Source organism: Pseudomonas sp. NKUCC02_KPG (assembly GCF_019345465.1).
Classification (GTDB): domain Bacteria; phylum Pseudomonadota; class Gammaproteobacteria; order Pseudomonadales; family Pseudomonadaceae; genus Aquipseudomonas.
In genome coordinates, this window is sequence record NZ_JAHKRC010000006.1 from 123,160 (window position 1) to 147,169 (window position 24,010).

At 59.3% G+C, this 24,010-nt stretch carries 20 protein-coding genes and 1 pseudogene; 12 read left to right on the forward strand and 9 right to left on the reverse strand.

Translation table 11 applies throughout. The features are described 5' to 3' along the window. The first annotated feature begins 164 nt into the window (after nucleotides 1–164). The 6 genes from KO536_RS10135 to otnI all read left to right on the forward strand — a co-directional run bounded on the left by KO536_RS10135 (nucleotide 165) and on the right by otnI (nucleotide 8,396). Nucleotides 165–2,624 (forward strand): UvrD-helicase domain-containing protein, encoded by a 2,460-nt coding sequence (locus KO536_RS10135; RefSeq protein WP_219261831.1) that lies wholly within the window; start codon nucleotides 165–167, stop codon nucleotides 2,622–2,624. A 477-nt stretch (nucleotides 2,625–3,101) separates the two neighbouring features. Beyond that, nucleotides 3,102–4,019, forward strand: a complete 918-nt coding sequence (gene ltnD / locus KO536_RS10140) for an L-threonate dehydrogenase (RefSeq protein ID WP_257622890.1) — start codon at nucleotides 3,102–3,104, stop codon at nucleotides 4,017–4,019. A 10-nt stretch (nucleotides 4,020–4,029) separates the two neighbouring features. Further along, the gene (gene otnK / locus KO536_RS10145; RefSeq protein ID WP_219261832.1) at nucleotides 4,030–5,322 is read left to right on the forward strand and encodes a 3-oxo-tetronate kinase; all 1,293 of its coding nucleotides are present in this window, start codon (nucleotides 4,030–4,032) and stop codon (nucleotides 5,320–5,322) included. Continuing rightward, on the forward strand, nucleotides 5,319–5,957 hold the full coding sequence (locus KO536_RS10150; protein WP_219261833.1) for an aldolase: 639 nt from the start codon (nucleotides 5,319–5,321) through the stop codon (nucleotides 5,955–5,957). The genes otnK and KO536_RS10150 overlap by 4 nt, the downstream gene beginning before the upstream one ends. Before the next feature lie 174 nt (nucleotides 5,958–6,131). Continuing rightward, nucleotides 6,132–7,592, forward strand: a complete 1,461-nt coding sequence (locus KO536_RS10155) for an SLC13 family permease (protein WP_219261834.1) — start codon at nucleotides 6,132–6,134, stop codon at nucleotides 7,590–7,592. Between the two features lie 21 nt (nucleotides 7,593–7,613). Beyond that, nucleotides 7,614–8,396, forward strand: a complete 783-nt coding sequence (otnI, locus tag KO536_RS10160; protein WP_219261835.1) for a 2-oxo-tetronate isomerase — start codon at nucleotides 7,614–7,616, stop codon at nucleotides 8,394–8,396. Nucleotides 8,397–8,552: 156 nt separating this feature from the next. Here otnI and KO536_RS10165 read toward each other — a convergent pair whose 3' ends face one another. Then, on the reverse strand, nucleotides 8,553–9,374 hold the full coding sequence (locus KO536_RS10165; protein WP_133078020.1) for a DeoR/GlpR family DNA-binding transcription regulator: 822 nt from the start codon (nucleotides 9,372–9,374) through the stop codon (nucleotides 8,553–8,555). Between the two features lie 330 nt (nucleotides 9,375–9,704). On the opposite strand from KO536_RS10165, the gene ggt reads away from it, so the two are divergent. Then, nucleotides 9,705–11,537 carry a gamma-glutamyltransferase gene (gene ggt / locus KO536_RS10170; RefSeq protein WP_219261836.1) on the forward strand — a complete coding sequence of 611 codons (1,833 nt, stop codon included), beginning with the start codon at nucleotides 9,705–9,707 and terminating at the stop codon, nucleotides 11,535–11,537. An 85-nt stretch (nucleotides 11,538–11,622) separates the two neighbouring features. On the opposite strand, the gene KO536_RS10175 is transcribed toward ggt, so the two are convergent. Beyond that, on the reverse strand, nucleotides 11,623–11,901 hold the full coding sequence (locus KO536_RS10175; RefSeq protein ID WP_219261837.1) for a DUF1652 domain-containing protein: 279 nt from the start codon (nucleotides 11,899–11,901) through the stop codon (nucleotides 11,623–11,625). A 242-nt stretch (nucleotides 11,902–12,143) separates the two neighbouring features. Between KO536_RS10175 and KO536_RS10180 the strand changes: the two genes are divergently transcribed. From KO536_RS10180 to KO536_RS10195, 4 genes are read left to right on the forward strand one after another with little or no spacing between them, the layout of a single operon-like run. After that, nucleotides 12,144–12,974 carry an AraC family transcriptional regulator gene (locus KO536_RS10180; RefSeq protein WP_219261838.1) on the forward strand — a complete coding sequence of 277 codons (831 nt, stop codon included), beginning with the start codon at nucleotides 12,144–12,146 and terminating at the stop codon, nucleotides 12,972–12,974. Between the two features lie 35 nt (nucleotides 12,975–13,009). Continuing rightward, nucleotides 13,010–14,416: an FAD-binding oxidoreductase gene (locus KO536_RS10185; protein WP_219261839.1), complete on the forward strand. Its 1,407-nt coding sequence runs from the start codon at nucleotides 13,010–13,012 to the stop codon at nucleotides 14,414–14,416. A gap of 30 nt (nucleotides 14,417–14,446) precedes the next feature. After that, nucleotides 14,447–14,788, forward strand: coding sequence for a cupin domain-containing protein (locus KO536_RS10190; RefSeq protein ID WP_133078025.1), 342 nt, complete (start codon nucleotides 14,447–14,449; stop codon nucleotides 14,786–14,788). A gap of 54 nt (nucleotides 14,789–14,842) precedes the next feature. After that, nucleotides 14,843–15,922 (forward strand): polyamine ABC transporter substrate-binding protein, encoded by a 1,080-nt coding sequence (locus KO536_RS10195; RefSeq protein ID WP_133078026.1) that lies wholly within the window; start codon nucleotides 14,843–14,845, stop codon nucleotides 15,920–15,922. On the opposite strand, the gene KO536_RS10200 is transcribed toward KO536_RS10195, so the two are convergent. The 7 genes and pseudogenes from KO536_RS10200 to KO536_RS24535 all read right to left on the reverse strand — a co-directional run. Then, the gene (locus KO536_RS10200) at nucleotides 15,923–16,897 is read right to left on the reverse strand and encodes an NAD(P)-dependent oxidoreductase (protein WP_133078027.1); all 975 of its coding nucleotides are present in this window, start codon (nucleotides 16,895–16,897) and stop codon (nucleotides 15,923–15,925) included. A 20-nt stretch (nucleotides 16,898–16,917) separates the two neighbouring features. Further along, nucleotides 16,918–18,213, reverse strand: a complete 1,296-nt coding sequence (locus KO536_RS10205; protein WP_219261840.1) for an MFS transporter — start codon at nucleotides 18,211–18,213, stop codon at nucleotides 16,918–16,920. Nucleotides 18,214–18,279: 66 nt separating this feature from the next. Further along, complete coding sequence (locus tag KO536_RS10210; protein ID WP_133078029.1) at nucleotides 18,280–19,233, reverse strand: sugar kinase; 954 nt, start codon at nucleotides 19,231–19,233, stop codon at nucleotides 18,280–18,282. Continuing rightward, on the reverse strand, nucleotides 19,226–20,008 hold the full coding sequence (locus tag KO536_RS10215; protein ID WP_219261841.1) for a sugar phosphate isomerase/epimerase: 783 nt from the start codon (nucleotides 20,006–20,008) through the stop codon (nucleotides 19,226–19,228). Before KO536_RS10215 ends, KO536_RS10210 begins: the two co-directional genes overlap by 8 nt. An 84-nt stretch (nucleotides 20,009–20,092) precedes the next feature. Next, entirely contained in the window at nucleotides 20,093–21,118 is a 1,026-nt protein-coding gene (locus tag KO536_RS10220; protein WP_133078031.1) for a LacI family DNA-binding transcriptional regulator, read from the reverse strand. 129 nt (nucleotides 21,119–21,247) lie between these two features. After that, nucleotides 21,248–21,982 carry a methyl-accepting chemotaxis protein gene (locus KO536_RS24530; protein WP_374105703.1) on the reverse strand — a complete coding sequence of 245 codons (735 nt, stop codon included), beginning with the start codon at nucleotides 21,980–21,982 and terminating at the stop codon, nucleotides 21,248–21,250. Between the two features lie 123 nt (nucleotides 21,983–22,105). Continuing rightward, nucleotides 22,106–22,882: pseudogene (locus KO536_RS24535) on the reverse strand (cache domain-containing protein); the annotation flags it as partial. Nucleotides 22,883–23,164: 282 nt separating this feature from the next. Between KO536_RS24535 and KO536_RS10230 the strand changes: the two are divergent. Continuing rightward, nucleotides 23,165–23,995, forward strand: a complete 831-nt coding sequence (locus KO536_RS10230; protein ID WP_133078033.1) for an undecaprenyl-diphosphate phosphatase — start codon at nucleotides 23,165–23,167, stop codon at nucleotides 23,993–23,995. Nucleotides 23,996–24,010 lie beyond the last annotated feature (15 nt).

A 24,010-nucleotide genomic window follows, 5' to 3' on the forward strand; every position in this document is an offset into this window, starting at 1 on the left:
CGTGTAACCAATCTAATAAATAGATGTCTAGTGTTGTCTCTAAATAGGCTTTACCTTCACTGCCTGCCCTAAACGGCTGATGCTCAAGCAATTAGCTAGATCTCTGTGCGCAATGGGGCGACCATAGCTCATCCGCCCGGACAGCCTCACACCCTGGAGTCAGCGTGCCGCAACACACCCCCGAACTGCCTGAAGAACTTGCCCCCATTACCCAATTGCCATTGTTCAAGCGCCTGGCTGCGCGATTATTTGGCAGTGGTTTGAACCGTTTGCGGGCACAACATGCTGCGTCCTGGTTGCAAGGCCAGGCGGACGGGTTTCGCAGCGGGCACAGTGCCGGGGTCGATTACGGCTTTTCAGAGGGTCATGCCGAAGGCCTGGAAGAGGGCCGTCAGGTGCTGTTTATCAGTGACACGCGCCCGCAGGAGCTGCGGGCGCCCGGTATCGATGACAACCTGTTCGATGACTGGCGGCTGCCGCTGGGGCCAGAACTGAAAAAGCAGATCAAGGCGGATGTTGCCGCCATCCTGCCCGAGCACGCTCAGCCCAGTGCCGCACAGTGGAAGATGATCTTCAGCGATACACCATCCACCTCCGTGGTCGCGGGTGCCGGGGCAGGGAAGTCGACGTCGCTGGTGTTGCGGATCCTGCTGCTGACCCACTACCTGGGTTTCGAGCTCGATTCGATGACCGTCGTGACCTTTACCCGCGAATCGCGCAAGGATTTCATCAAGAAGCTGCAAGAGATTTTTGCCTTGTGGGGCCGCACCCTGTCGCTCAAGGAAGCCCGGGATGTAGTGCGCACCTTTCACTCGCGGATTTTGCCCATGGTGCGCAGCTTGCCCGGCTACTCCCGGTTGCAGGCCTTCGAGACCCTGAACACCCGTAGCCTGCTCAACGATGAAGATGCCGACAGCAACCCGTTTGACCTGCGCATCAACGATGCCCAGCGTCAGCAGCTCAATGCCTGCTACCACGGGCTGTACACCCGCGATGAGCGCTTTCGTCAGACCCTGGCACCTCTGCGCATGCATGCCTTGCAGCTCAAGGAACTGGAGCGCGACCATCCTGAAGTGCAAAAGCGCATGGCCGTGACCGAGCTGGCCGCCAAGCGCGATGAAGAACTCTGCGACACCCTGGAAGACTTGTGGTTTGCCGCCGGTGCGTGGCCGATCAAAGGTATCGAGCCCAATCGCGAAACCGTCGAGATCAATGGCTCGCAGTTCCATTGTCACGGTTACATTGCCGAGCTGGATGCCTGGGTAGTGCTGGGCTTTGATCCTCGGGAGAATCCGCAGATTTGCCGTCCCGGTGCCCGGCTCAGTGTGCGTGCCGAGTGGGCAGTAAAACGCACTCTGTTTCGAGCTTTCTGCGGTAAGCCATTGATTTGGCTAGATAGCTATGACTCTGCCAAGCGTGTTATCAGTTCAATGGCGGGTGATGCCAGCGCAGGCCCGGGCTTTGATTACAAGCTCAAGGGTGAGTTGGGTTCAGCGCCGCTGCTCGACAGTTTTGTCGCGGCGGCAAGCTTTATCGAGAACCTGGGGCTCGACGTGGCGGCGGCGGTGGGCGATATGCGCTTTGCCAAGGAAGACCCGGACCGTTTCTTCTTTGAGGCCTTGAGCCTGTACTGGCGGGCGCTGGAGGATCATCTGCTGGCCCAGACGCCCCCGGTCATGACTTACAACCGCATGTTCTCCCTGTTTGGCGAAAATACCCCGCAGAATTTCAAGCTGCTGAGCCATGAGCAACTGCGCCCGCTGTCCCATCTGATGATCGATGAGTTTCAGGACGTCTCGCCGCAGATCGTGTCCTGGTTGCGCGCCAGCTTGCGCGAAATCCGCAGTCGTGGACCGGCGATGCATGTGGGGCGCGGGACCCAGCGCTCATCGCTGCTGTGTGTCGGGGATGACTGGCAATCGATCTACGGCTGGCGAGGCAGCTCGCCCAAATACTTCATGGAGTTCAACAAGGAATTCCCGTCGCCCGCGACCACGCGGGTGATGCTCAGCGACAACTTCCGCAGTCATCAGCACATCATTGATGCGGCCGAGCATATTGTGCGCGCGGCGCCCTCCATTGCCGGCAAAAAGGCCAAGGCCAGTGGCGAGCCCAAGACGCCAGTTCCGGTCAATGTGCTGCATCGCGACGATCAGGGGTTGGCAGCGCGCCTGATCGAGCATTACAACGCCGGTGACAGCATCTTGATGTTATATCGAAAAAGTAGCGATAAACTATTGATAGAAAAGGATATTCAGTCTGTAGTTAATGTTGATTCAAGGTTGGCGCCTGAGGATCGCAGGCTTAAGCAACTGACCTATCACAGCTCCAAGGGGTTGCAGGCGGATGCCGTTTTCTTGCTGGGTGACTGCCAGCACCTGACGTCTTCGCCCTACAAGAATCAGGTGTATCGCATGGCTGGCCTGGGCAAGGACGCAGACCCTGAGCCTTATGACAGCGCCCAGAAAGACGAAATCCTGCGGCTGGCCTATGTAGGCATCACCCGGGCGGTCAAGCACTGCTATTGGTATCTGGAAAATCAGGATGCCCAGGGACCGAATGTCCCCAAGGCCTCTGATCGTGTGCCTCAAGGCAAGGCGTTTTTTGAGGATTTGCGGGCGTAATCTTCAGCAAACGTCGAAACGGCAAGGCCGTCCATCTGCCATCCGCCCTGGATGGCATCACCGCACTCGAATGACTGCACTTGAATGAGTAGGGCTCAGCAACATCGAGCCCACGATTCTGCGTGTCCGCAGTTCCGGGTCCTTCGACCGTTGTCTTGTGTGCGATGCCATCCGAAAACATCAAGTGACTGAGTGTGCCTGGTGTGGGGCTGTGTTATTTGGCAATGTTAAAAAATGTTAGATGAAAAAATAACTTCACATAATCTGATCATTGGTGGATTATCTGCTCAATCCGCATGACAACCTGAAAACAACATAAAACAGGATTGCGACGATGTTCGAGACTACGCCCAGCCGCCTTGTCGCCACTTCTTCTGTGGCTGGCACCGCCATCACCATCGATCCAGTCTTTCCCCTCTCTGCACACGTGGACAATGCCCTGCGCCTTTACGGTCAGGCCGTGCCCGCAGCTTTTCTCTGGAGTACCCCATGAATAACAAGAATGTCGGCGTAATCGGTCTGGGCGCGATGGGACTGGGCATTGCCCGTTCGCTGTTGCGCAGCGGCTTCAACGTGCATGCCTGTGACGTGCGCGAAGCCGTCACCACGCAATTTGCCAGCGAAGGCGGTGTGGCCTGCACTTCACCGGCTCACATGGCCGGTGAGTGTGATGTGATCATCACCGTTGTGGTGAATGCCGAGCAGACCGAAACCGTGTTGTTCGGTGAAGGTGGCGCCGTGGCTGCATTGCGCCCGGGGAGTCTGGTGATTGGCTGTGCCACTGTCGCGCCGACCTACGCAGTGGAACTGGGGCAACGCCTGGATGAGAAAGGCTTGCTCTACTTGGATGCGCCGATCTCCGGTGGCGCCGCCAAGGCTGCGGCGGGCGAGATGACCATGATGACGTCCGGCCCGGCTCCGGCCTACGCCAGGGCCGATGCGATCCTGGCGGGCATGGCCGGTAAGGTCTATCGCCTGGGTGATGTTCATGGCCTGGGTTCCAAGGTCAAAATCATCAATCAATTGCTGGCCGGCGTGCACATCGCCGCTTCCGCAGAGGCGATGGCCCTTGGGTTGCGCGAAGGGGTGGATGCCGATGCGCTGTATGAAGTGATCACCCACAGCGCCGGTAATTCGTGGATGTTCGAAAACCGCGTACCGCACATTCTCAAGGCGGACTACACGCCTTTGTCCGCCGTCGATATTTTCGTCAAGGATCTGGGCCTGGTTCTCGATACCGCGCGGGCCAGCAAGTTTCCGCTGCCGTTATCGGCAACGGCACATCAGATGTTCATGCAAGCTTCCAGCGCGGGTTTTGGCCGCGAGGATGACTCGGCCGTGATCAAGATCTTCCCGGGCATTGAGCTTCCGAAAGCCAAACCTGAATCCGTTTGAGGGCCGCGTCATGACTACTTCCATCGCCCGCCCGTTGCTGGGGTGCATCGCCGATGACTTCACTGGCGCCACGGATCTGGCCAATATGCTGGTACGCGGTGGCATGCGCACGGTGCAAAGCATTGGCATTCCCGGTAGCGAAGTCGCCGCCGGGCTCGACGCCGACGCCATTGTGATCGCACTGAAATCCCGCACCATGCCGACCCAAGACGCTGTCGCAGAATCCCTGGCGGCGTTGAACTGGTTGCGAGAGCAAGGTTGCGAGCAGATTTTCTTCAAGTATTGCTCCACGTTCGACTCCACAGCCGCCGGGAACATCGGCCAGGTCTGCGAAGCATTGCTCGAGGCGCTGGGCAGTGATTTCACCCTGGCCTGTCCGGCATTCCCGGAGAACGGGCGAACCATCTTTCGTGGCCACTTGTTTGTGCAGGATCAACTGCTCAGTGAGTCGGGGATGCAGCACCATCCGCTGACGCCCATGACCGATGCCAATCTGGTACGTGTCCTGCAATCCCAGACCACCCTGAAGGTCGGGTTGCTGCGCTACGACAGCATTGCACTGGGCGCTGAACACGTACGCGGAAAAATCGCCGAATTGCGGGCGCAAGGTATTGGCATGGCCATCGCCGATGCATTGAGCGATGAGGACCTTTACACCCTGGGCACGGCCTGTGCCGACCTGCCTCTGCTGACCGGTGGTTCGGGTCTGGCGCTGGGGCTGCCGGAAAACTTCCGTCGCGCAGGCAAGCTGAGGCAGCTGGATGCGTCGTCCTTGCCCACGGTTTCGGGAGGGGAAGTGGTCCTGGCGGGGAGTGCCTCTGTCGCGACCAATGGGCAAGTTGCTGCGTGGCTTGAGTCTGGCCGACCGGCCTTGCGCATTGACCCGTTGGCCCTGGCAGCCGGAGAGCCGGTTGTTGCCCAGGCACTGGCTTTCGCCAGGGAACACGGGCAGACCGTATTGATCTATGCCACCAGCTCGCCGGACGAGGTCAAGTCGGTGCAACAGCAACTGGGTGTCGAGCAGGCTGGCAGCCTGGTAGAGCGCGCCTTTGGCGACATTGCCAAAGGTCTGCTGAGTACTGGCGTGCGTCGCTTCGTGATCGCAGGCGGTGAAACCTCGGGCGCGGTGGTGCAGGCGTTGGGGGTGCAACTGTTGCAGATCGGGGCGCAGATCGATCCGGGCGTGCCTGCCACGGTCAGCAGCACCGATGAGCCTTTGGCGCTTGCGCTCAAGTCAGGCAATTTTGGTTGCCGGGAATTTTTCGACAAGGCTTTGAAGCAACTGGCCGGAGGTGCGCAATGAGTCGCGAAGCCGCATTGCGCGAGGAAATTTGCGACGTGGGTCGCAGCCTGTATCAGCGCGGCTACACCGTGGGCAGCGCTGGCAATATCAGCGCCCGTCTTGACGATGGGTGGCTGATTACCCCCACCGATGCCTGCCTGGGTCGTCTTGATCCAGCGGCCATCGCCAAGGTCAACCTCGCGGGAGAGTGGGTGTCCGGTGACAAGCCGTCGAAAACCCTGGCCCTGCATCGTCAGGTCTATGACCGCAATCCAGGCGTCGGTGGTGTGGTGCATACCCATTCCACCCATCTGGTGGCATTAACCCTGGCCGGGGTATGGCAACCGGATGACATTCTGCCGCCGTTGACGCCTTACCAGGTGATGAAGGTCGGGCACATCCCATTGATCGGTTATCAACGGCCGGGCTCCCCAAAGGTGGCCGAGCAAGTCGCGCAACTCGCCAACAGCGTGCGGGGCGTGATGCTCGAACGGCTCGGCCCGGTGGTCTGGGAGAGCTCCGTATCCAAGGCCAGTTATGCCCTGGAGGAGCTCGAGGAAACGGCACGACTGTGGCTGATGAGCGACCCGCGTCCGCAGCCGCTGGATCAACTCGCCCTGGATGAATTGCGAGAAGCGTTCAACGTTCACTGGTAGGGCCGATACACCGCTAATGCAGGCTATGCCCGGGAGCAGCAGTGCTACTCCTGTGGGGAGCGGCTTGCCTGAAAACAATAACAACAGGACTGACCTCATGGCATACGATCACCGTATCACTCATGTTTTAAGTGGCATTCGCCCACCCTTCGTTCAACCTGGAGCGCGGCAGTCATGAGCCCGTTCATTCTGATGTTGACTGCCGGAGCCGGGATCGCGCTGTTGCTGTTCCTGGTGCTCAAGTACAAGTTTCAACCTTTCGTGGCCCTGATGCTGGTCAGCATTCTGGTGGCATTGGTGGCCGGGGTGAAACCGGCGGATCTGGTGGCAACCATCGAAGGCGGCATGGGCAAGACCCTTGGTCACATTGCGATCATCATCGCGCTGGGCGCAATGATCGGACGGATCATCGAGCTTTCCGGCGGTGCCGAGGCACTGGCCAAGACGTTGATGGAGCGCTTCGGCAACCGTCGCACGCCGTTGGCGCTGACGGTTGCCGGTTTTATCATTGGTGTACCGGTGTTCTTCGAGGTCGGGGTGATCATTCTGATGCCGCTGGCTTACGGAGTGGCGCGCAGAGCTCGTAAACCGCTGTTGGTGTTTGCGTTGCCGATGTGCGCGGCGCTGCTCACCGTGCATGCTTTTTTGCCACCCCATCCGGGCGCTGTCGCGGCGGCAAGTCAGCTGGGGGCTGACCTCGGTCGTGTGCTGATGTTCGGCCTGCCGATCACGGCCTTCCTGTGCTACGTCGGCTACCGGGTGGCCGGGCGCATGACGCGCCGCTTCTACCCGATGAGCGATGACATTCGCGCTGAAGTCTATGGCCCGCATGTGACCAACGAAGACTTGGCGGCATGGACCAATGGCCAGTCAACCGACACGGTAAAAGCGGCTGTCGCCGAGACCCACATGGGGCTGGAGGAATCCACCAGCAGTATCGTCTCCAGGCTGCCGCCGGCACCGCCGCCCGGCTTTGCACTGATTTCAGGCCTGATCCTGTTTCCCATCGTGCTGATCCTGCTGGGCACTCTGGCTAACTCGTTGCTGCCCCCGGAATCGACCTTGCGCGGGATCATGACCGTGCTCGGCGCACCGCTGGTGGCGCTGTTGCTGGACACCTTGCTGTGTGCCTGGCTGCTCGGCTCGCGCCGTGGCTGGAGCCGCACCCAGGTTTCTGATGTCATCGGTTCGGCCCTGCCCGGCGTGGCCATGGTCATCCTGATTGCCGGTGCAGGGGGTGTATTCGGCAAGGTGCTGGTCGACACCGGGATCGGCGCGGTGGTCTCCGACATGTTGCGTACCACAGGGTTGCCCGTGCTGGCCCTGGGGTTCCTACTGACCATGTTGCTGCGTGCGGTACAAGGTTCGACCACTGTGGCGCTGGTGACTACCGCAGGTATCATCAGCCCGCTGATCGTCACCCTTGACCTGACGCCCAACCACATGGCGCTGCTGTGCCTGGCCATGGGCGGTGGCGGGTTGGCCATGTCGCACATCAACGACGCGGGCTACTGGATTTTCACGAAACTGGCCGGGCTCAACGTCGCGGACGGTTTGCGCACCTGGACCGTGATCACGACGTTGCTGGGCACGCTCGGCTTCTTGATCACGCTGGTGATCTGGCCATTTGTCTGACCCATTTCCCAAGGAGTTAACATGCCTCGTTTTGCTGCCAACCTCAGCATGCTGTACCCGGAGCACGCTTTTCTGGATCGTTTCGCCGCGGCGGCGGCCGATGGTTTTGAAGCGGTGGAGTATCTGTTTCCTTACGACTACAGCGCCCAGGAACTCAAGCAGCGCCTGAGCGACAACGGCCTGGTCCAGGCCCTGTTCAACGCGCCGCCCGGAGACTGGGCGGCGGGAGAGCGGGGCATTGCAACCTTGCCGGGCCGCGAGCATGAGTTTCGCTCGGGCTTCGACCGCGCGCTGGAGTACGCCGCAGTCCTGGGCAACAGCCGTATCCATGTGATGGCGGGGTTGCTGCCTTCGCCAGCCGAGCGTGCACGCCACCATGGCGTGTACCTGGAAAACCTCTCGTACGCGACGGCTCAAGCGAGCCAGGCGGGCATCACCGTGTTGCTGGAGCCGATCAATACGCGAGACATGCCCGGGTTTTTCCTCAACCGCCAGGATCAGGCCCACGCCATTTGCAAGGAGGTGGGCGCGGCCAATCTCAAGGTTCAGTTCGACTGCTATCACTGCCAGATAGTGGAAGGGGACCTGGCCACCAAGCTTCGTCGCGACTTTGACGGGATCGGTCACATTCAGATTGCAGGTGTGCCTGATCGTCATGAGCCCGATTTGGGGGAGCTCAATTACCCGTTCCTGTTCGACCTGATGGACGAGTTGGGCTATGACGGCTGGGTCGGCTGCGAGTACCGCCCCAAGGGAGACACTTCGGCGGGGCTGCAGTGGTTACGGGAGTGGAGGGCACGCTGATCAGGCGTTCACTCAAGTGATTTCTGCCGCTGTGGGAGCGGGCTTGCTCGCGATGATCGTTAACGATGACGCGTATTGACTGAGTCAATGCGCCCCTCTGAAGACCATCGCGAGCAAGCCCGCGCCCACAATTGCAGCCAGTACCGGCGCTGTTTGTCAGGCCGGCTTTTGATCGCCCGGTAACAAGAGTTCGATACCCTGCTTGCGAATCCCGTCGGCTGCCGCGGCCGCAAGGGCATCATCGCTGATGATGATGTCGAACTGCTCAAGCCCCGCGATCTTGTACATGCTGAACGTGCCGTACTTGGAGCTGCTGGCGATCAGCACCACTTGCGAGGCTGAATGCATCGCCACCTGCTTGACCTCCACCTTCAACGCCGAAGGGGTGGTAATGCCGCGACGCAAATCCCAGGAGCTGGTGGAAATAAAGGCGACGTCCGTGACTATCTGGCGCAAGGTCGCGACGGCCAGGTTGCCGACACAGGAATGGTTGGAGTGATCAAGCTGCCCGCCGGTATGAATGACCGTCACCTGGGGGGCGTCCAGCAAGGCTTGAACCACGCCAAAATCGTTGGTCACTACGGTCATGCCCGTCAGTGCCTTCACATAGGGCACAATTTCCAGCGTGCTGGTACCGGCATCCAGGTACACCGTCATGTCGGCATGCAGAAGTCGGGACGCGAGCCTGGCCATGGCTTGCTTTTGCGGCAACTCGACCACTGCCTTGAGCTGATGACTGGGCTCGCTGTGCAGTTGGCTGGCAATCCGTACACCACCCGTTACCGAATAGGCGCGCCCCTCTTGCTCCAGCAAGGCGATATCGCGGCGTACGGTCATGTGCGAGCAGTCGAACATCTCCATCAACTGATGGACACTCAGTATCTGGTGCTTGCGCAATTGTCGCAGGATCAGCTCGCGGCGCTGGTCAGGAATCACCGGTGCGGTGCTTGGGGCTGCGGTGTCCTTTTGGCTGGGCATTCGGTGCTCCAAGGGGGTAGGGCTGCGTGTTTCGCATGTGCGTGCATAGTAGCGAATCCGCTGCCTGATCAGTAGTGCCAGGGCTCAATGAAGGTGTGGATTTTCAGGGAGATAATGACGAATCAAGGACATGGTTTTTATCCTCCAGGCCGGGAAAATTGCTCCGGATGGCTCGACGGTCAAGAATGCCTGTCAGTGATTGTTGCAACGTTTCAGGCAAAAGTGGCCACTACGTTTCAGTACGTATAGATACACTGCGCGGGTCACCAATTCGCGACAGGCCTGTTTAATGAGTGATGTCCGTAAAACAAAAAAGTGAAGGAACTTCTTTTGATCAATACCCTGCTTGCCAAAAACAACCACGCCCGTGCTATTGGTTTATCGGCCCTTGCCCTCTTGATCGGGGGCTGCAGCAGCGGATACCAGCCACCTGATAAAGCCTCCGAATTGCCCCCTGCACCCGAGATTTCCTCGGGCTTTCGGGCTGGCATGGCCCCCGTGCATGCAACCCGTCACATGGCCGCGGCAGCCAATCCATTGGCAACCGCTGCAGGGCAGCAGATGCTGCGCAAGGGTGGATCGGCAATTGATGCGGCCATCGCCATGCAAGCCGTGCTCGCACTGGTAGAGCCTCAGGCAAGCGGCATCGGCGGCGGTGCGTTCATCGTGTACTGGGACGGCAAGCGGGTTCAGGCCTTTGATGGCCGGGAAACGGCCCCGGCAGGTGCCACTAGCCATATGTTCATGGGTAAAGACGGCCAGCCGATCCCTTTTACGCAGGCCCAGATCGGCGGGCGTTCGGTGGGCGTGCCGGGGGTGCTCAGAGCGCTGGAAATGGCCCATCAGCAACATGGCAAACTGCCTTGGCGTGACCTGTTCCAGCCTGCCATTGAACTGGCGCGCGAAGGGTTTCCTGTCTCCAAACGCCTGCATACCCAAATCACCGCCGACCCCTTCATCGCCGCTTCACCGCAAATGGCCAAGTACTTCCTGACGGACCAGGGGCAGCCTTTGCCGGTCGGCACACTGCTTAAAAACCCTGAGCTGGCCCAGACCCTGGATGCCATCGCTACACGCGGGGCCGACGCCTTCTATCAGGGCGCCGTGGCGCAGGGGATGGTGAATCAGGTCAGGTCCCACACCAACCCCGGCACCCTGTCCCTGTCCGACATCAGCAGTTACCGGGCCATAGAGCGTCAGCCAGTGTGCGGTGACTATAAACAGTGGCAAGTCTGCGGCATGCCGCCGCCGTCCTCAGGTGGCGTTGCCGTGCTGCAGACCCTGGGGATTCTCGAAGTCCTGCAAAGCAAATCGCCAGCGCTGGATCTGGCCACCCTGCAACCCGTTCCGAGCAAGACCGGGGCAGGCCTGGAACCTGCGGTTAGCGCCGTGCACCTGATCTCGGAGGCCGAGCGTCTTGCTTACGCCGACCGGGCGCTGTATCTGGCAGATAGCGACTACGTGCCGGTCAATGTGAAAGGGCTGACCGATAAAGCGTATTTGCAGGCCAGGGCATCTCTTGTTGGCGAGCGAAGCATGGGGCGCGCCCAGGCGGGGACTCCCGCAGGGATGAACCTCGCGTTGGCACCGGATCGATCACCACTGCGTATTTCCACCTCGCAAATTGCAGCCGTTGACGATCAGGGCGGCGCCATATCGATGACCACCTCGGTTGAAGCTGCATTTGGCTCACATGTGATGACCAACGGCTTTATCTTGAACAACCAACTGACTGATTTCTCCTTTGTCCCTGAGGAAAACGGCAAGCCGGTGGCCAACCGTATCGAGCCGGGCAAGCGACCTCGTTCTTCAATGGCCCCGACACTGGTATTCGATCGAAAAAGTGGCGAGCTGGTTGCCACCATTGGTTCTCCGGGTGGCTCCCAGATCATCGAGTATGTGAACAAGGCGGTGATTGGCCTGGTGGACTGGAAACTCGATCCTCAGCAGGCGATCAATCTTCCCAACTTTGGTAGCCGCAACGTGGGCACAGAAGTCGAGGCCAGCCTTGTCAGCCCGGCACTGGTGCAGCAGTTGAAGGATCGAGGGCACGATGTGTCCGTCATCGAGATGACCAGTGGCACCCAGGTTATCGTTCGCGATAAGCAAGGCTGGGCCGCCGGTGCCGATCCTCGCCGTGAAGGCACTGCATTGGGGGACTGAGCCAGCGCCCACAGGTCTGGTAATGCCCTTGATGGCAGAGTCAATGTGGGAGCGGGCTTGCTCGCGATGCAGGCGCAGGCGCTGATCAGGCCTGCGCCTGCCAGGCCTGTGGCGGTACGAAGCTTTCGAGTTCGTCCTCCACGACCTGGATGATGTGCCCCAACTGGCCCAGGCTCATGACCGTGGCGCAGGGGATGCCGGCAATCGCAATCACGGTCTCGCCACTGGCGCGGTCAAACAGTCGGGCGATCATGCTGCTCGGCGCGTCCATGGTCGCCTCGAAGCCCATCGGATGAAAATGCCAGCGCATCAGTTGGCAGGCGTTCGGGAAGGTGACTTTATTGATGTTTCCCTGCGAGTACATAGAGCAATTCCTTTAGCTCAAGTTGTGGCTGCGGCACGATTCTGGCCGCGTGTGTTTGCACGTATTGCGAGCTCAAAGCTAGCATCCAACACTGATAGCGATAAGCCTTATTTTGCCCGTTAGCCGATTGAGTGCTCAGGTTTTGATATGAATCATGCACTTAGGCTTTTTATCTCCTGTCGAAGGCCATTGAAGCCGGCGCACAAACTCGGCACTCTCTGTTTTTTGCCTTCGAGCACTCTATGTCAGCCTTAGACGACGGCCCCGAGCACACCCGCGCCACTGGCGAAACCGTGATGCGTTATCACCTGTGCTGGAAGCATCGGGACCTTGATGGAGTCATGGCGCTTTATCATCCCGAGGTGATCTACAACGATTTTTTCCAGAATCGGGTCATGACCCTCGATGAACTGCGCGAGTATGTGCAGTCGTCCATGCCCAGAGAACCGGATGAAGCACTCGAACACAGCGATCGTATCCGCCTGGATGGCAATACCGCCTTTATCCAGTACCGCATGACCCTGCGCGGCAGCCAGGGCCTGGTGTCCTTCCGGGCCAGCGAAGCCATTACCGTGCGTGACGGGCTGATCTGGAGGGTCAATGAGTACGCCTCTCTGGTTCACGAAGCCGCCGCTCATTGCGCACGTCCGGGATCGTTGCGGCCTGCGGTCAGCCGCCTTGGGCTTTCGGCCCGGCAATTGAGCTTCATGGCCCAGGACCTGCAAACCTATTTCGAACGCCAGCAACCCTGGCTCGATCCCGACCTGGACCTGCAACAAGTGGCCAAAGCGTGCGGTTACACCCGCAATCAGATGTCCTATCTGCTCAACCAGGTGCTGGGGCTCAGCTTTTATCGCTATGTGAACCAGGCACGGCTGCGCCATGTACTGGCGGCGATGGATGTGGCCGCAACCCCTGTCAAAGTCGATGAGCTGGCTTTTTCGGCGGGGTTCAACTCGATATCAGCGTTTTACAGCTGTTTTCGCCAGCACACCGGGCAATCGCCCAAGGCCTACGCCAAACAAATTTCTTTGCGGGCACGCACGCAAGACGCGCCAGAGGCCAACGACTAGGATCGAGCCATTCTTGGATCGGTGTGGAGTCGGTAATGCCAGCATGGCGCTCAATCAGTTTGTGGATGGACCAGCTTGGGGAGGAACTCGTACCTCGCCCGTCCCTTGAGCACGACCTGGATGTCGATGTGGTCATTATCGGCGCCGGTTACACCGGACTCTGGACGGCGTACTACCTCAAACGCCATGCGCCTGAACTGAGTATCGCCATCGTTGAGGCGCAAACAGCAGGCTTTGGCGCTTCCGGACGCAACGGTGGCTGGTTGATGGGCAACTTGCTGGGTGAAGACCGCTTGCTCGCAGGCCTGTCTGTGGAGCAGCGGCGCCAATCCTTCGATTTGCTGCACGGCATTCCCGATGAAGTAAAGAGCGTCATTGATCGTGAAGGGATCGAGTGTGATTACCGCAAAGGGGGCGGGCTGTATTGCGCGGCCCGCTATCCGGAGCAGGAAGCCAGCTTGCGCAGCTATCTGGCGAGTCTTTATGCCGAAGGCCTGGACGAGTCCGACTACCGTTGGTTAAGCCCCGCCGAACTGGAACAGCAGATCCGCGTCGCCAAACCCTATGGCGGGATTTTCACACCCCATATTGCAACCATTCACCCTGCCAAACTGGTACGCGGCCTGGCCCGTGCCGTTGAGCGCATGGGGGTGAAGATTTATGAACAAAGCCCGGTAACCGAATGGCGCGCAGGTTTTGCCCGCACTGCCAGGGCCCAGGTCCGCAGCCGGTGGGTGGTGCCAGCCGTGGAAGGCTACGCCAACACCCTGGCCCCTCTTGGGCGTTATCAATTGCCTGTGCAGAGCCTGCTGGTGGCTACCGAACCCTTGTCGCAAGCCACTTGGGACGGCATCGGCCTGTCCCGAGGCCAGGCCTTCAGCGAAAGCAGCCGTCAAGTCACCTACGGCCAGCGCACTGCGGACAACCGCCTGGTGTTCGGGGCCCGGGGTGGCTATCAGTTTGGCGGGCGCTTGCGCGAGAACTTTGATCTGAGCAAGGACGAAGTCCAACTGCGTCGCTATCTGTTTGGCGAACTGTTCCCGCAGCTTAAAGATGTGGAGATCACTCACGCCTGGGGCGGCAATCTGGGGATGTCGCGACGGTTTCAGCCGCACATGCTCTGTGATCGCCAGCAGGGCATTGCGTTGGCCGGTGGGTACGGCGGAGAGGGGGTAGGCGCCAGTCATTTGGGCGGGCGCACCCTGGCAGACCTGATTTTGCAGCGCGACACCCTTGAGGTCAGGCAACCGTGGGTGTTGACCGAAGGCGGTCTCGGCGCACTCAAGGCCTGGGAGCCCGAGCCGTGCCGCTGGCTGGGCTACAACGCGATCATTCGCAGCTTTGTGTACGAAGACAAAACCCTGGCCAATCCGGACAGCCCGCCCTGGCGTCGGCAATTTGCCAGCCGCATGGCCGGGTTTATGGAAGGTTTCATGCATTAACCCACACTTGCGCTTAACAGGAAGCATCCCATGAGCATCACTCAATTCAAAAATACCGCCCACGTGGCCTTGCACGAGTCTTTCCCCGTCGCCGTACCGCTCGGTACGCCGGTGGCGGTGACGTCAGTCACCTGTGTCGAACGTAGCGACGGCGTCGAAACCGGCATCTGGGAATGCACCCCGGGCCGCTGGCGTCGCCAGATCGTGGCGCAAGAGTTCTGTCACTTTATCCAGGGCCGCTGCACCTTCACCCCGGATAACGGTGAACCCCTGACAATCGAAGCGGGCGATGCACTGATGTTGCCTGCCAACAGCACCGGAATCTGGGACATCCAGGAAACCGTGCGCAAGACCTATGTATTGATCCTTTGATCGCCGAAACCTGCCAATAAAAACAGCTGCCCAAAATATGCAAGGAATCGAATCATGATCCGTATGACCCTGTTGCCCCTGATGCTGGCCGGTACGCTGTGTCAGGCCGCCGAAACTGTGAAGGTCTATAACTGGTCGGACTACATTGCTCCTGACACGATGAAGAACTTCCAGCGCGATACCGGTATTGCGTTCAGCTATGACGTGTTCGACAGCAACGAGACGCTGGATGGCAAGTTGATGACGGGCTCATCGGGTTATGACGTGGTGTTTCCCTCCAACCACTTCATGGCGCGGCAGATCCAGGGCAAGGCCCTGAAGAAACTCGACAAGAGCCAGTTGCCGAACTGGAAGAACCTCAACCCGGTGCTGCTCAAGGCGCTGCAGGTCAATGATCCGGGCAACGAGCACGGGTTTCCCTATCTGTGGGGCAGTACCGGGATTGGCTACAACATCGCCAAGGTCAAGGCCGTGTTGGGTGACGATGCGCCGGTGGATTCCTGGGACTTGATCTTCAAGCCCGAAAACATGGAAAAGCTCAAATCCTGTGGCGTAGCGATTCTCGACAATGGCCCGGAAATCCTGCCCGCGGCGCTCAACTACCTGGGCTTGCCCCATCACAGCAAGAACCCGGCCGACTACAAGAAGGCTGAAGAGTTGCTGCTCAAAGTCCGGCCCTATATCAGCTACTTCCATTCATCGAAGTACACCAGTGACTTGGCCAACGGCAATATCTGCGTGGCAGTCGGCTTTTCGGGAGACATTCTGCAGGCCGAAACCCGGGCCAAAGAAGCCAATAACGGCGTCGAAATCGGCTACAGGATTCCCAAGGAAGGTGCCGCCATCTGGTTTGACATGGTTGCCATGCCCAGCGACGCACCGGACGAAAAAGCTGCCTATAGCTTTATGAACTACCTGCTGCGCCCGGACGTGATGGCCGGTATCACCAACCATGTGCATTACGCCAATGGCAACGAGCAGGCAGATGCCTTGGTCAGCCCTGAAATCAAGGCTGACACCAAGGTCTATCCAACCCCTGCAATGATGGACACGTTGTTTGCGCTGGAGGCCATGCCGCTGAATATCGACCGGGTACGCACCCGTATCTGGACCAATATCAAAAGCGGCAAGTGATTAGCGCAGTGCTTGCGGGTTAACCAGGTTGGCCGGGCGGTCACCGGCCAATGCCGCCAGCAGATTATCGACCGCACAGCGCGCCATTGCTTCGCGGGTCTCGAACGTGGCCGAGCCGATATGCGGGGTGGCCACCACGTTATCCAGTTTCAGCAAGGGCGAGGTCAGCTCCAGCGGTTCGCGCTCGAATACGTCAAGCCCGGCAGCCCGTATCTGGCCGTTTTGCAAGGCATGAATCAGCGCCGCTTCGTCCACCACCTTGCCCCGCGAGATATTGATAAAGATGCTCTCGGGACGCATCAGGGCAAATTGCCCGGCACCGATCAGGCCTTCGGTCTGAGCGGTCAGGGGCAGGGTCAGGCAGATAAAGTCGGCTTGCTGCAATAACTCATCCAGGCTGCGGTATTGCGCGTTGAAGCGCGCTTCAACAGCGGGCTTGGGCGAATTGCTGTGGTAAATCACCGGCATTCCGAAGCCAAAGTGGCCGCGTTGGGCCAGGGCTTCACCAATGCGGCCCATGCCGATAATGCCCAGGGTCTTGCCATGCACGTCGGTGCCGAAATGCTCGGGGCCGACGTTTTTTTGCCATTGGCCATTACGCACCATATTGGCCAGTTCCACCACGCGGCGGGCGCTGGCCAGTACCAGGGCGAAGCCGGTGTCTGCGGTGGTCTCGGTGAGCACGTCAGGTGTATTGGTGAGCTGGATTTTACGTTCGGTCAGGTAATCGATGTCGTAATTGTCGACACCCACCGAGACGCTGGACACCACTTCAAGATCTGGCGCCAGATCCAGCAACTGCGCGTCCAGCTTCAGGCTTGCCCCCAGTATTCCCTGGGCCTGGGGCAGGGCGGCACGCAATGTGTTCATGCCGTCGGCGTCCAGGCGCTCGATCAGCGTGACATTGGCGTGGGCTTCTAGGCGCTGCATCAGCGCCTGGGACAGTTCTTTGTAGAGCACGACATTCTTTTTCAAGGGAATCACCAACGTTGAATTCAAGAGTGGGCCAGGCGTTGCGAAGTACTGTGGTGCGGCGCAGCAGGGTCTTTGGCAGCGGGTTTGAGCATCAGTGTCAGGAGCACCGAAATCATCAGGGCACCGCTCATCAACAAGAAGGATGCACCGGTGGAGCCGGTGGAGCTGTTCAGATAGCCAACCAGGTACGAGCCTGCAAATGAGCCCAGCGCGCCCATGCTGTTAATCAGGGCCATAGCGCCACCGGCCACGTTGGAGGGCAGGATTTCCGGGATGATGGCGAAAAACGGGCCATAGGGTGCGTACATGCAACCACCGGCGATCACCAGCAATGCGTAGGACCACCAGAAGTGTTCGGCGCCCAGCATGTAGGATCCGTAGAACGCGATAGACGCGATCAGCAGCGGCGGCCAGACAAAGCGTTTGCGCTTTTGCAGTTTGTCCGAGCCCCAGGACACCACCAGCATGGCGATGACCGCTGCCAGATACGGCAGGGCAGAAAGCCAGCCCGCTTCGATCATGTCCATCTGCGCGCCCTGCTTGAGGATCGACGGCAACCACAGCACAAAGCCGTACACGCCGATACTCCAGCAAAAGAACTGCAAGGCCAGCAGGATAACGGCCGGTGTACGGAACGCAGCTGCATAGTTTTTCACCGGCTTCATGCCGACTTGCTCGGCATCCAGCGCGCTTTGCAGGTCCACTTTCTCCTGGTTGCTCAGCCATTTGGCTTCGCTTGGACGGTCATCGGCCAGGCGCCACCAGATAAACGCCCAGAACACTGCAGGCAGGCCTTCGACGATAAACATCCAGCGCCAGCTGTAATGCTGTACCAGATAGCCAGAGACCACCGACATCCAGAGCATGGTCACCGGGTTACCCAGGATCAGGAAGGTGTTGGCGCGTGAGCGTTCGGCACGGGTGAACCAATGACACAGGTACACAAGCATCGCCGGCATCACGGCGGCTTCAACCACCCCGAGCATAAAGCGGATAGCGATCAGCCAGTAGGCGTTGGAGACCACGCCGGTCAGTGTGGCGAGGCTGCCCCAAAGGATCAGGCTGACAAAAATCAGCTTTTTGACGCTGTTTCTCTGGGCGTAGATGGCACCGGGTACCTGGAAGAAGAAATACCCCAGGAAGAACAGCGCGCCCAGCAATGACGACAGGCCTGGGGTGATATTGAGGTCTTCGGCCATCCCGGAGGCAGCGGCGAAGCCGTAGTTGGCTCGGTCAAGGTACGCCAGACTGTAGGTGATAAACACGATCGGCATGATGTACCACCAGCGACGGGCGGCGAGTTTTAGCGATTGCATGTGAGGTGCTCCTGAGCTTGTTTTTGTTTTTTCGCAGCAGGTTACAAATGAAGCCAATGACGGTGTTTAAAGGGACGCGGGCAGCGCGCTGTAGGTGTTCAGTTCGGCACGGGTCGGCAAACCCTCCATGTCGCCACGGCTCTGTACGGCACGGCTGCCGATCCAGTTGCCCCGTTGTACGGCCTGGGCAAATCCGAGGTTTTCCAGCAAGGCACTGACCACCCCGACGGCAAAGCCATCACCGGCACCGACGGTGTCGATGACGTTGGCCACGGGTACGGCCGGGATAAATTGTTCATCCTGGGCCGTGCGATAGAACGCACCTTTGGCACCCAGTTTGATGATCACTGCTTCCGCGCCCTGGTCGAGGTAGAACGCGGCAATATCAGCCGGGTCGTCGTAGCCGGTCAGTATCCGGCCTTCGCTCAGGCCCGGCAGTACCCAGTCGGCACAGGCGGCGAGGGCGTTGATGTCGCGGATCATCTGTTGCTCGCTGGCCCATAGCGAAGGTCGCAGATTGGGGTCGAACGACACGCTGCTGCCTGCGGCGCGCATCGACTTCATCAAATCGAAGGACAACGCATTGCAGCTCGGCGAGAGTGCAGGGGGGATGCCGGTGGCGTGCAAATGCCTGGCACTGAGCAACTGCGCATTGAGCGCAGAACTGTTCAGGTGACTGGCGGCCGAACCGCGACGGAAGTATTCGACCTGCGGGTCGCTGCCATCATCGACGCGGGACTTGAGCTGAAAGCCGGTGGGGTTCAGCGGATCGATTTCAACATGCTGGCAGTCCAGGCCTTCGGCTTGCAGCGTGTCGAGTACAAAACGCCCCAGGGAGTCGGCGCCTACGCGGCTCAGCCAGGTGACATTGAAACCCAGCCGGGCAAGGCCGATGGCTACGTTGCTGTCAGCCCCGGCGATGCGCTTGTGGAACTGCCCGACTTGCGCCAGATCACCGGTGTGCTCGGCGACCAGCATGGCCATGGTTTCGCCAAACGACAACACATCAACCTTAGACATGGCTCAGCTCCTGTTGCTTCTGGCTCAAGCGGGCCAGCACGGCAACATGGGCCTGGGTCAGACCGTCGAGATCCGCGCCCTGCAGCGGGTATTCGATGGCACGGGTCAGGCCGTGGGGCATGTGGGTCATCAGGTGTTGCCACTGTTGCAAGTCGATGGCAGTCGGTGGCGTTGCGACCAACTTGCCGTCCGGGCGACGGACCACGCCTTTGCAGTGCAGGTAAGTGACGTAGCGGCCCAGCAGGCGGGCAGCGGTGCTGGCCGACTGGTCCTGCCACTGCCAGTTGCCGATATCGAACGTCATGCTGATGGGCGCTTGCTGCTGCTCAACCTGATCGAAAAAGCGCTGCATGGGTTCAATGCGCCCGCCATAGGAGGTCTGGTCGTTTTCCACCAGCAGTCGCACCGGTTGCTGGTTCAGGCAGGCTGCGAGGTTCTGCATGTCACAGTGTTCAGTGAAATAGCCCAGCGACACCTTCAGCCATTGGGCGCCGAACGCGTGGGCCCGCTTCAGGGTGGCGAGCAGTTGGGTATTGGGACGTGATTGCCCGGCTTCCCACAGTTCCAATGGCGAGGAGAATACGCACTCCAGCCCCAGTTGTTGTACGGACTGGCTAAAGGCGATCGGGTCTTCTGTGGTCAACAGTTCTTCGCGCAGCTCGATGCGGGACACGCCAGCATTGGCCAGCAACTCAATGAAACTGTGTTGTCCGCGCTGGCGAACCAGATCGGCGCCGTAGCTCGACAGGCTGATGGAAACGGGAAATGTCGTCATTGTTATTAATCTCTGAAACCGGTTTCATTTTATTGTGCGTTAAACGGCTGGTCACCGGTTCATGGGTTACCAGCCGCTGAAGTGTCAGGCCGTCAGGGGGTGTGTTGAGCCGCGAATAATCAATTGCGCAGGAAAATCCAGCGCCCGTGGCGGTGACGTGTCACCGCTCAGGCGCTTAAGCAGGCAGTCAAAGGCACTGGCGCCGATCTGTTGCGTGGGCTGGGCCAGTGCGGTGATGCCGCTGCCCACCAACGGGAACCATTCCAGGTCATCGAGGGCAATCAACCCTACGTCTTCGAACAACCGGCAGTTCAACTCGCGCAACACCTGGGTGCACGCCAGTGCGGCGAGGCCGTTGGCGCAAAAGATCGCCTTGGGGCCGTGGCCGGTTGTTTGCAGGAAGGTCTGGATGTCGGCGCGAAGGCCCGGGCCGGTCTTGATCACGGCACCGCGAAGGGCAGGGCGTGCGGCCAGTTGCCCGGTAAAACTGCTGATACGCTCGATCCGGGAACTGGTACCGTCAACCGGCTCGCTGACCATCAGCACATCGCGATAACCCTGCTGATCAAGATGCTCCAACGCCATGCGCACCGCCTCGGGGTTATCGAGGCCCACCAGGTCGGTGTGCAACTGCTCCACTTTGCGGTCGATCAGCACGATGGGCATTTCTTGATGCAACGCTTGCAGCGCGTCAGGGTCATGGCCAAGGGTATTAAGGATCAGGCCTTCGATATTGTAGGCACGCAGAGCTGCCAGGTGCTGGCGCTCCTGCTCGTCATTACGGTCGGTGTTACAGACGACAAGGTTGTAGCCATGCAGGCGGCAGGCGGTTTCGACGCCGTGCATGACTGCAATGGAATAGGGGTTGCGAATATCGGCCACCAACATCCCGATCAGTCGGGTGCGACCGCGTTTCAGGCCACGGGCCATTTGATTGGGCCGATAGCCCAGATCATTGATTGCCCGCTCGATACGCTCGGCGATGGCTTCGGACAGCAAGGCGCGGTCTTCGCCAATAAAGCGCGACACGCTGGCCTTGGACACTCCGGCCCGCTGGGCAACATCGAGCATGGTCACGCGGGTGCGCTGGGCTGCTGAAAAACTGTTCACGGCCTGAAACCTTTTATTTGAGTTATCGCAGGCGGTTTCGCGGCAAAGCGCTGAAACCGGTTTCATGGAAACTCAAAAGATGGAGAGATGTCAAGGTTTCAGCGGCAAGCTGAAACCTTGCACCTGCTTCTAGACCCTGAACTGACGCAATAACCCATTGAGCTGCACGCTCAATTCCTTGAGGTGGGCACTGGCGGCGCTCGACTGTTCTGCCGCCTGGGCAGTGCCCTGGGACAGTTGGGCGGCCTGGGTCACGTTCTGGTTGATGTCTTCCACCACGTGGGCCTGTTGCAACGTGGCGCTGGCAATGGATGCATTGAGATCGTTGAGATTGTTCAGTGCATGGCCAATGCTGGTCAGGCTTTGCCCGGCCTGGGTGGCTTGTTCGATGGTCAGTTGAGAGGCCCGGCTGCTCGTGCCGATGACATTGACCGCGGCTTCGGAGTGCTTCTGCAAGCCTTCGATCATGGTCTGGATTTCGGCCGTGGATTTTTGCGTGCGCTGGGCCAGCAGCCGGACCTCGTCGGCCACAACGGCAAAGCCACGCCCTTGCTCGCCTGCGCGGGCCGCTTCGATGGCGGCGTTGAGCGCCAGCAGGTTGGTTTGTTCGGCAATCGAGCGGATCACCTCAAGCACGCTGCCGATTTCGCTGCTTTGCGTGGCCAGGGTCCGGATGACGTCGACTGCCTGATTGATGGTGCCGGACAGTTGGTCGATCTGTTGCAGGCTGCTGTCGATGTTTTGCTGGCCAAGCTCGGCTTGGGACTGGGCGCCGCGCATTTCGCCGGCAGCATGCTCGGCGTTCTTGGCCACCTCTTGCACGGCGTACGTCACTTCGTTGATTGCCGTGGCGACCTGATCCATTTGCAGGGCCTGCTGCTGGCTGCGCTGCTGGGCGTCGGTCGCGTCATTGCCCAGCTCAGTGGAAGACTGCTCAAGTGCCGTGGCGGTGGACTGCAGATGGCTGATCACATTGCGCAGCTTGGCGGTAAAAGCATTGAAATGCTGTGCCAGAAGGGTGACTTCATCCCGGCCGTGGGTATCGAGGCTACGGGTCAGGTCGCTTTCACCGCTGGCAATATTGGCCATGGCCTGCACCGCCTCTTGCAGCGGTCGCACAATGCTGCGGGCAATGAGGGTGACCAGCAGCGCCATGACCAGCGCTATGCCCAGGCCTGCCCAACTGGCTTTCCAGGCCTGGGCGCGGAATTCGGCCTGCATGTCGTCGATGTAGACGCCAGAGCCGATGACCCAGCCCCAAGGCTCGAACAATTGCACATAGGAGGTTTTTTGCACCGGATCTTGCGCGCCGGGTTTTGGCCAGCGGTAGTCAACCATGCCCGCGCCCCTGGTTTTGGCCAGGTGTGCCATTTCGTTAAAAATCCCGAAGCCGTCCGGGTCTTTGATGGCGGACAGGTCCTTGCCATCGAGCTTGGGGTTGGTGGGGTGCATGACCATGTACGGGCGCAGGTCGTTGATCCAGAAATAGTCGTCATTGTCGTAGCGCAGTGTGCTGATCACGCTCAGAGCCTGCTGCTGTGCCGCTTCACGGCTCAAGCTGCCGGCCGTCTCCAGGCCGTGGTAGTAGCTGAGCACGCCACTGGCGGCCTGCACCACATGTTGGGTCTTCTGGGCTTTGCCTTCATACAAATCGTCATGTATCTGCTTTAGCATCAATAAGCCCAACGCCAGCAGCATCGCCATTGCAACGATCAGAATCAGCCATAAACGACGGCTGATGGACAACCCGCGCAGGGTATTCATAAATGTTCACTCCTGTTTTTCTTCTTGTGGTGTTTCGCAGAACAACTTTTTTCAGACTTGCCTGTCAGACGAAACCGAAGTCATGTCATAGCAGCGAAAGTAGAACGTGTCTGATAGGATCTCGGCCGAAATTGGCAAAGCTTCATCTTTATTGATTTCTGACAGTTTTTTCACACCGTTCTGGGGAACATGTCGCACCTGTAACCCACTTCAGGGCAGCGGTGGCAAACACTTAATCAAGACTAATCAGCTCTGCATGAGGCAGGGCTTTATGGGGGAATAATGGATCTTTGGACTGCCGCTCAGGCGTTGATACTTGGCGTCGTTGAGGGCTTGACGGAGTTTTTGCCGATCTCAAGCACCGGTCACCAGATTATCGTGGCCGACTTGCTGAACTTCGGCGGCGAGCGGGCGATGGCGTTCAACATCATCATCCAGCTGGGCGCCATTTTGGCTGTTGTCTGGGAATTTCGTCGCAAGATCATCGACGTTGTCATCGGTTTGCCCACTAAACCAGAGGCGCGCCGTTTTACCACCAACCTGATCATCGCGGTGATGCCTGCTGTGGTGCTGGGAGTGATTTTTGCCGATGTGATTCACGAGTACCTGTTCAACCCGATTACCGTTGCCACGGCACTGGTGGTGGGTGGTGTCATCATGTTGTGGGCTGAGCGTCGCCAACACGTGATTCGTGCCGAAACAGTGGACGACATGACCTGGAAAGACGCGGTGAAAATCGGCTTTGCGCAATGTCTGGCGATGATTCCAGGCACTTCGCGCTCGGGCTCGACCATTATCGGCGGCCTGCTGTTTGGCTTGTCCCGCAAGGCGGCGACCGAGTTTTCATTCTTCCTGGCCATGCCAACCATGGTCGGTGCGGCGGTGTACTCGGGCTACAAGTACCGTCATCTGTTCCAGCCTGACGACTTGCCAGTGTTCGCGATTGGTTTTGTGACCTCGTTTATCTTCGCCATGATCGCGGTACGGGCATTGCTGAAGTTCATTTCGAACCACAGTTATGCCGTGTTCGCTTGGTATCGCATCGGGTTTGGCTTGCTGATTCTGGCCACCTGGCAGTTCGGCTGGATCGACTGGTCTGCGGCTTCGGCGTGAAAACCAAGGTCAAGG

Excerpts from the sequence above, each read along its gene's own strand:
- KO536_RS10175 (WP_219261837.1), bottom strand. The coding sequence starts at position 11,901 with ATGTACTCGCAGGGAAACATCAATAAAGTCACCTTCCCGAACGCCTGC.
- KO536_RS10185 (WP_219261839.1), top strand. The coding sequence starts at position 13,010 with ATGCCAGCATGGCGCTCAATCAGTTTGTGGATGGACCAGCTTGGGGAG.
- KO536_RS10210 (WP_133078029.1), bottom strand. The coding sequence starts at position 19,233 with ATGTCTAAGGTTGATGTGTTGTCGTTTGGCGAAACCATGGCCATGCTG.
- otnI (WP_219261835.1), top strand. The coding sequence starts at position 7,614 with ATGCCTCGTTTTGCTGCCAACCTCAGCATGCTGTACCCGGAGCACGCT.
- KO536_RS10230 (WP_133078033.1), top strand. The coding sequence starts at position 23,165 with ATGGATCTTTGGACTGCCGCTCAGGCGTTGATACTTGGCGTCGTTGAG.
- KO536_RS10215 (WP_219261841.1), bottom strand. The coding sequence starts at position 20,008 with ATGACGACATTTCCCGTTTCCATCAGCCTGTCGAGCTACGGCGCCGAT.
- KO536_RS10155 (WP_219261834.1), top strand. The coding sequence starts at position 6,132 with ATGAGCCCGTTCATTCTGATGTTGACTGCCGGAGCCGGGATCGCGCTG.
- KO536_RS10190 (WP_133078025.1), top strand. The coding sequence starts at position 14,447 with ATGAGCATCACTCAATTCAAAAATACCGCCCACGTGGCCTTGCACGAG.
- KO536_RS10205 (WP_219261840.1), bottom strand. The coding sequence starts at position 18,213 with ATGCAATCGCTAAAACTCGCCGCCCGTCGCTGGTGGTACATCATGCCG.
- KO536_RS10195 (WP_133078026.1), top strand. The coding sequence starts at position 14,843 with ATGATCCGTATGACCCTGTTGCCCCTGATGCTGGCCGGTACGCTGTGT.
- KO536_RS10150 (WP_219261833.1), top strand. The coding sequence starts at position 5,319 with ATGAGTCGCGAAGCCGCATTGCGCGAGGAAATTTGCGACGTGGGTCGC.
- KO536_RS10180 (WP_219261838.1), top strand. The coding sequence starts at position 12,144 with ATGTCAGCCTTAGACGACGGCCCCGAGCACACCCGCGCCACTGGCGAA.
- KO536_RS24530 (WP_374105703.1), bottom strand. The coding sequence starts at position 21,982 with ATGGATCAGGTCGCCACGGCAATCAACGAAGTGACGTACGCCGTGCAA.
- otnK (WP_219261832.1), top strand. The coding sequence starts at position 4,030 with ATGACTACTTCCATCGCCCGCCCGTTGCTGGGGTGCATCGCCGATGAC.
- KO536_RS10165 (WP_133078020.1), bottom strand. The coding sequence starts at position 9,374 with ATGCCCAGCCAAAAGGACACCGCAGCCCCAAGCACCGCACCGGTGATT.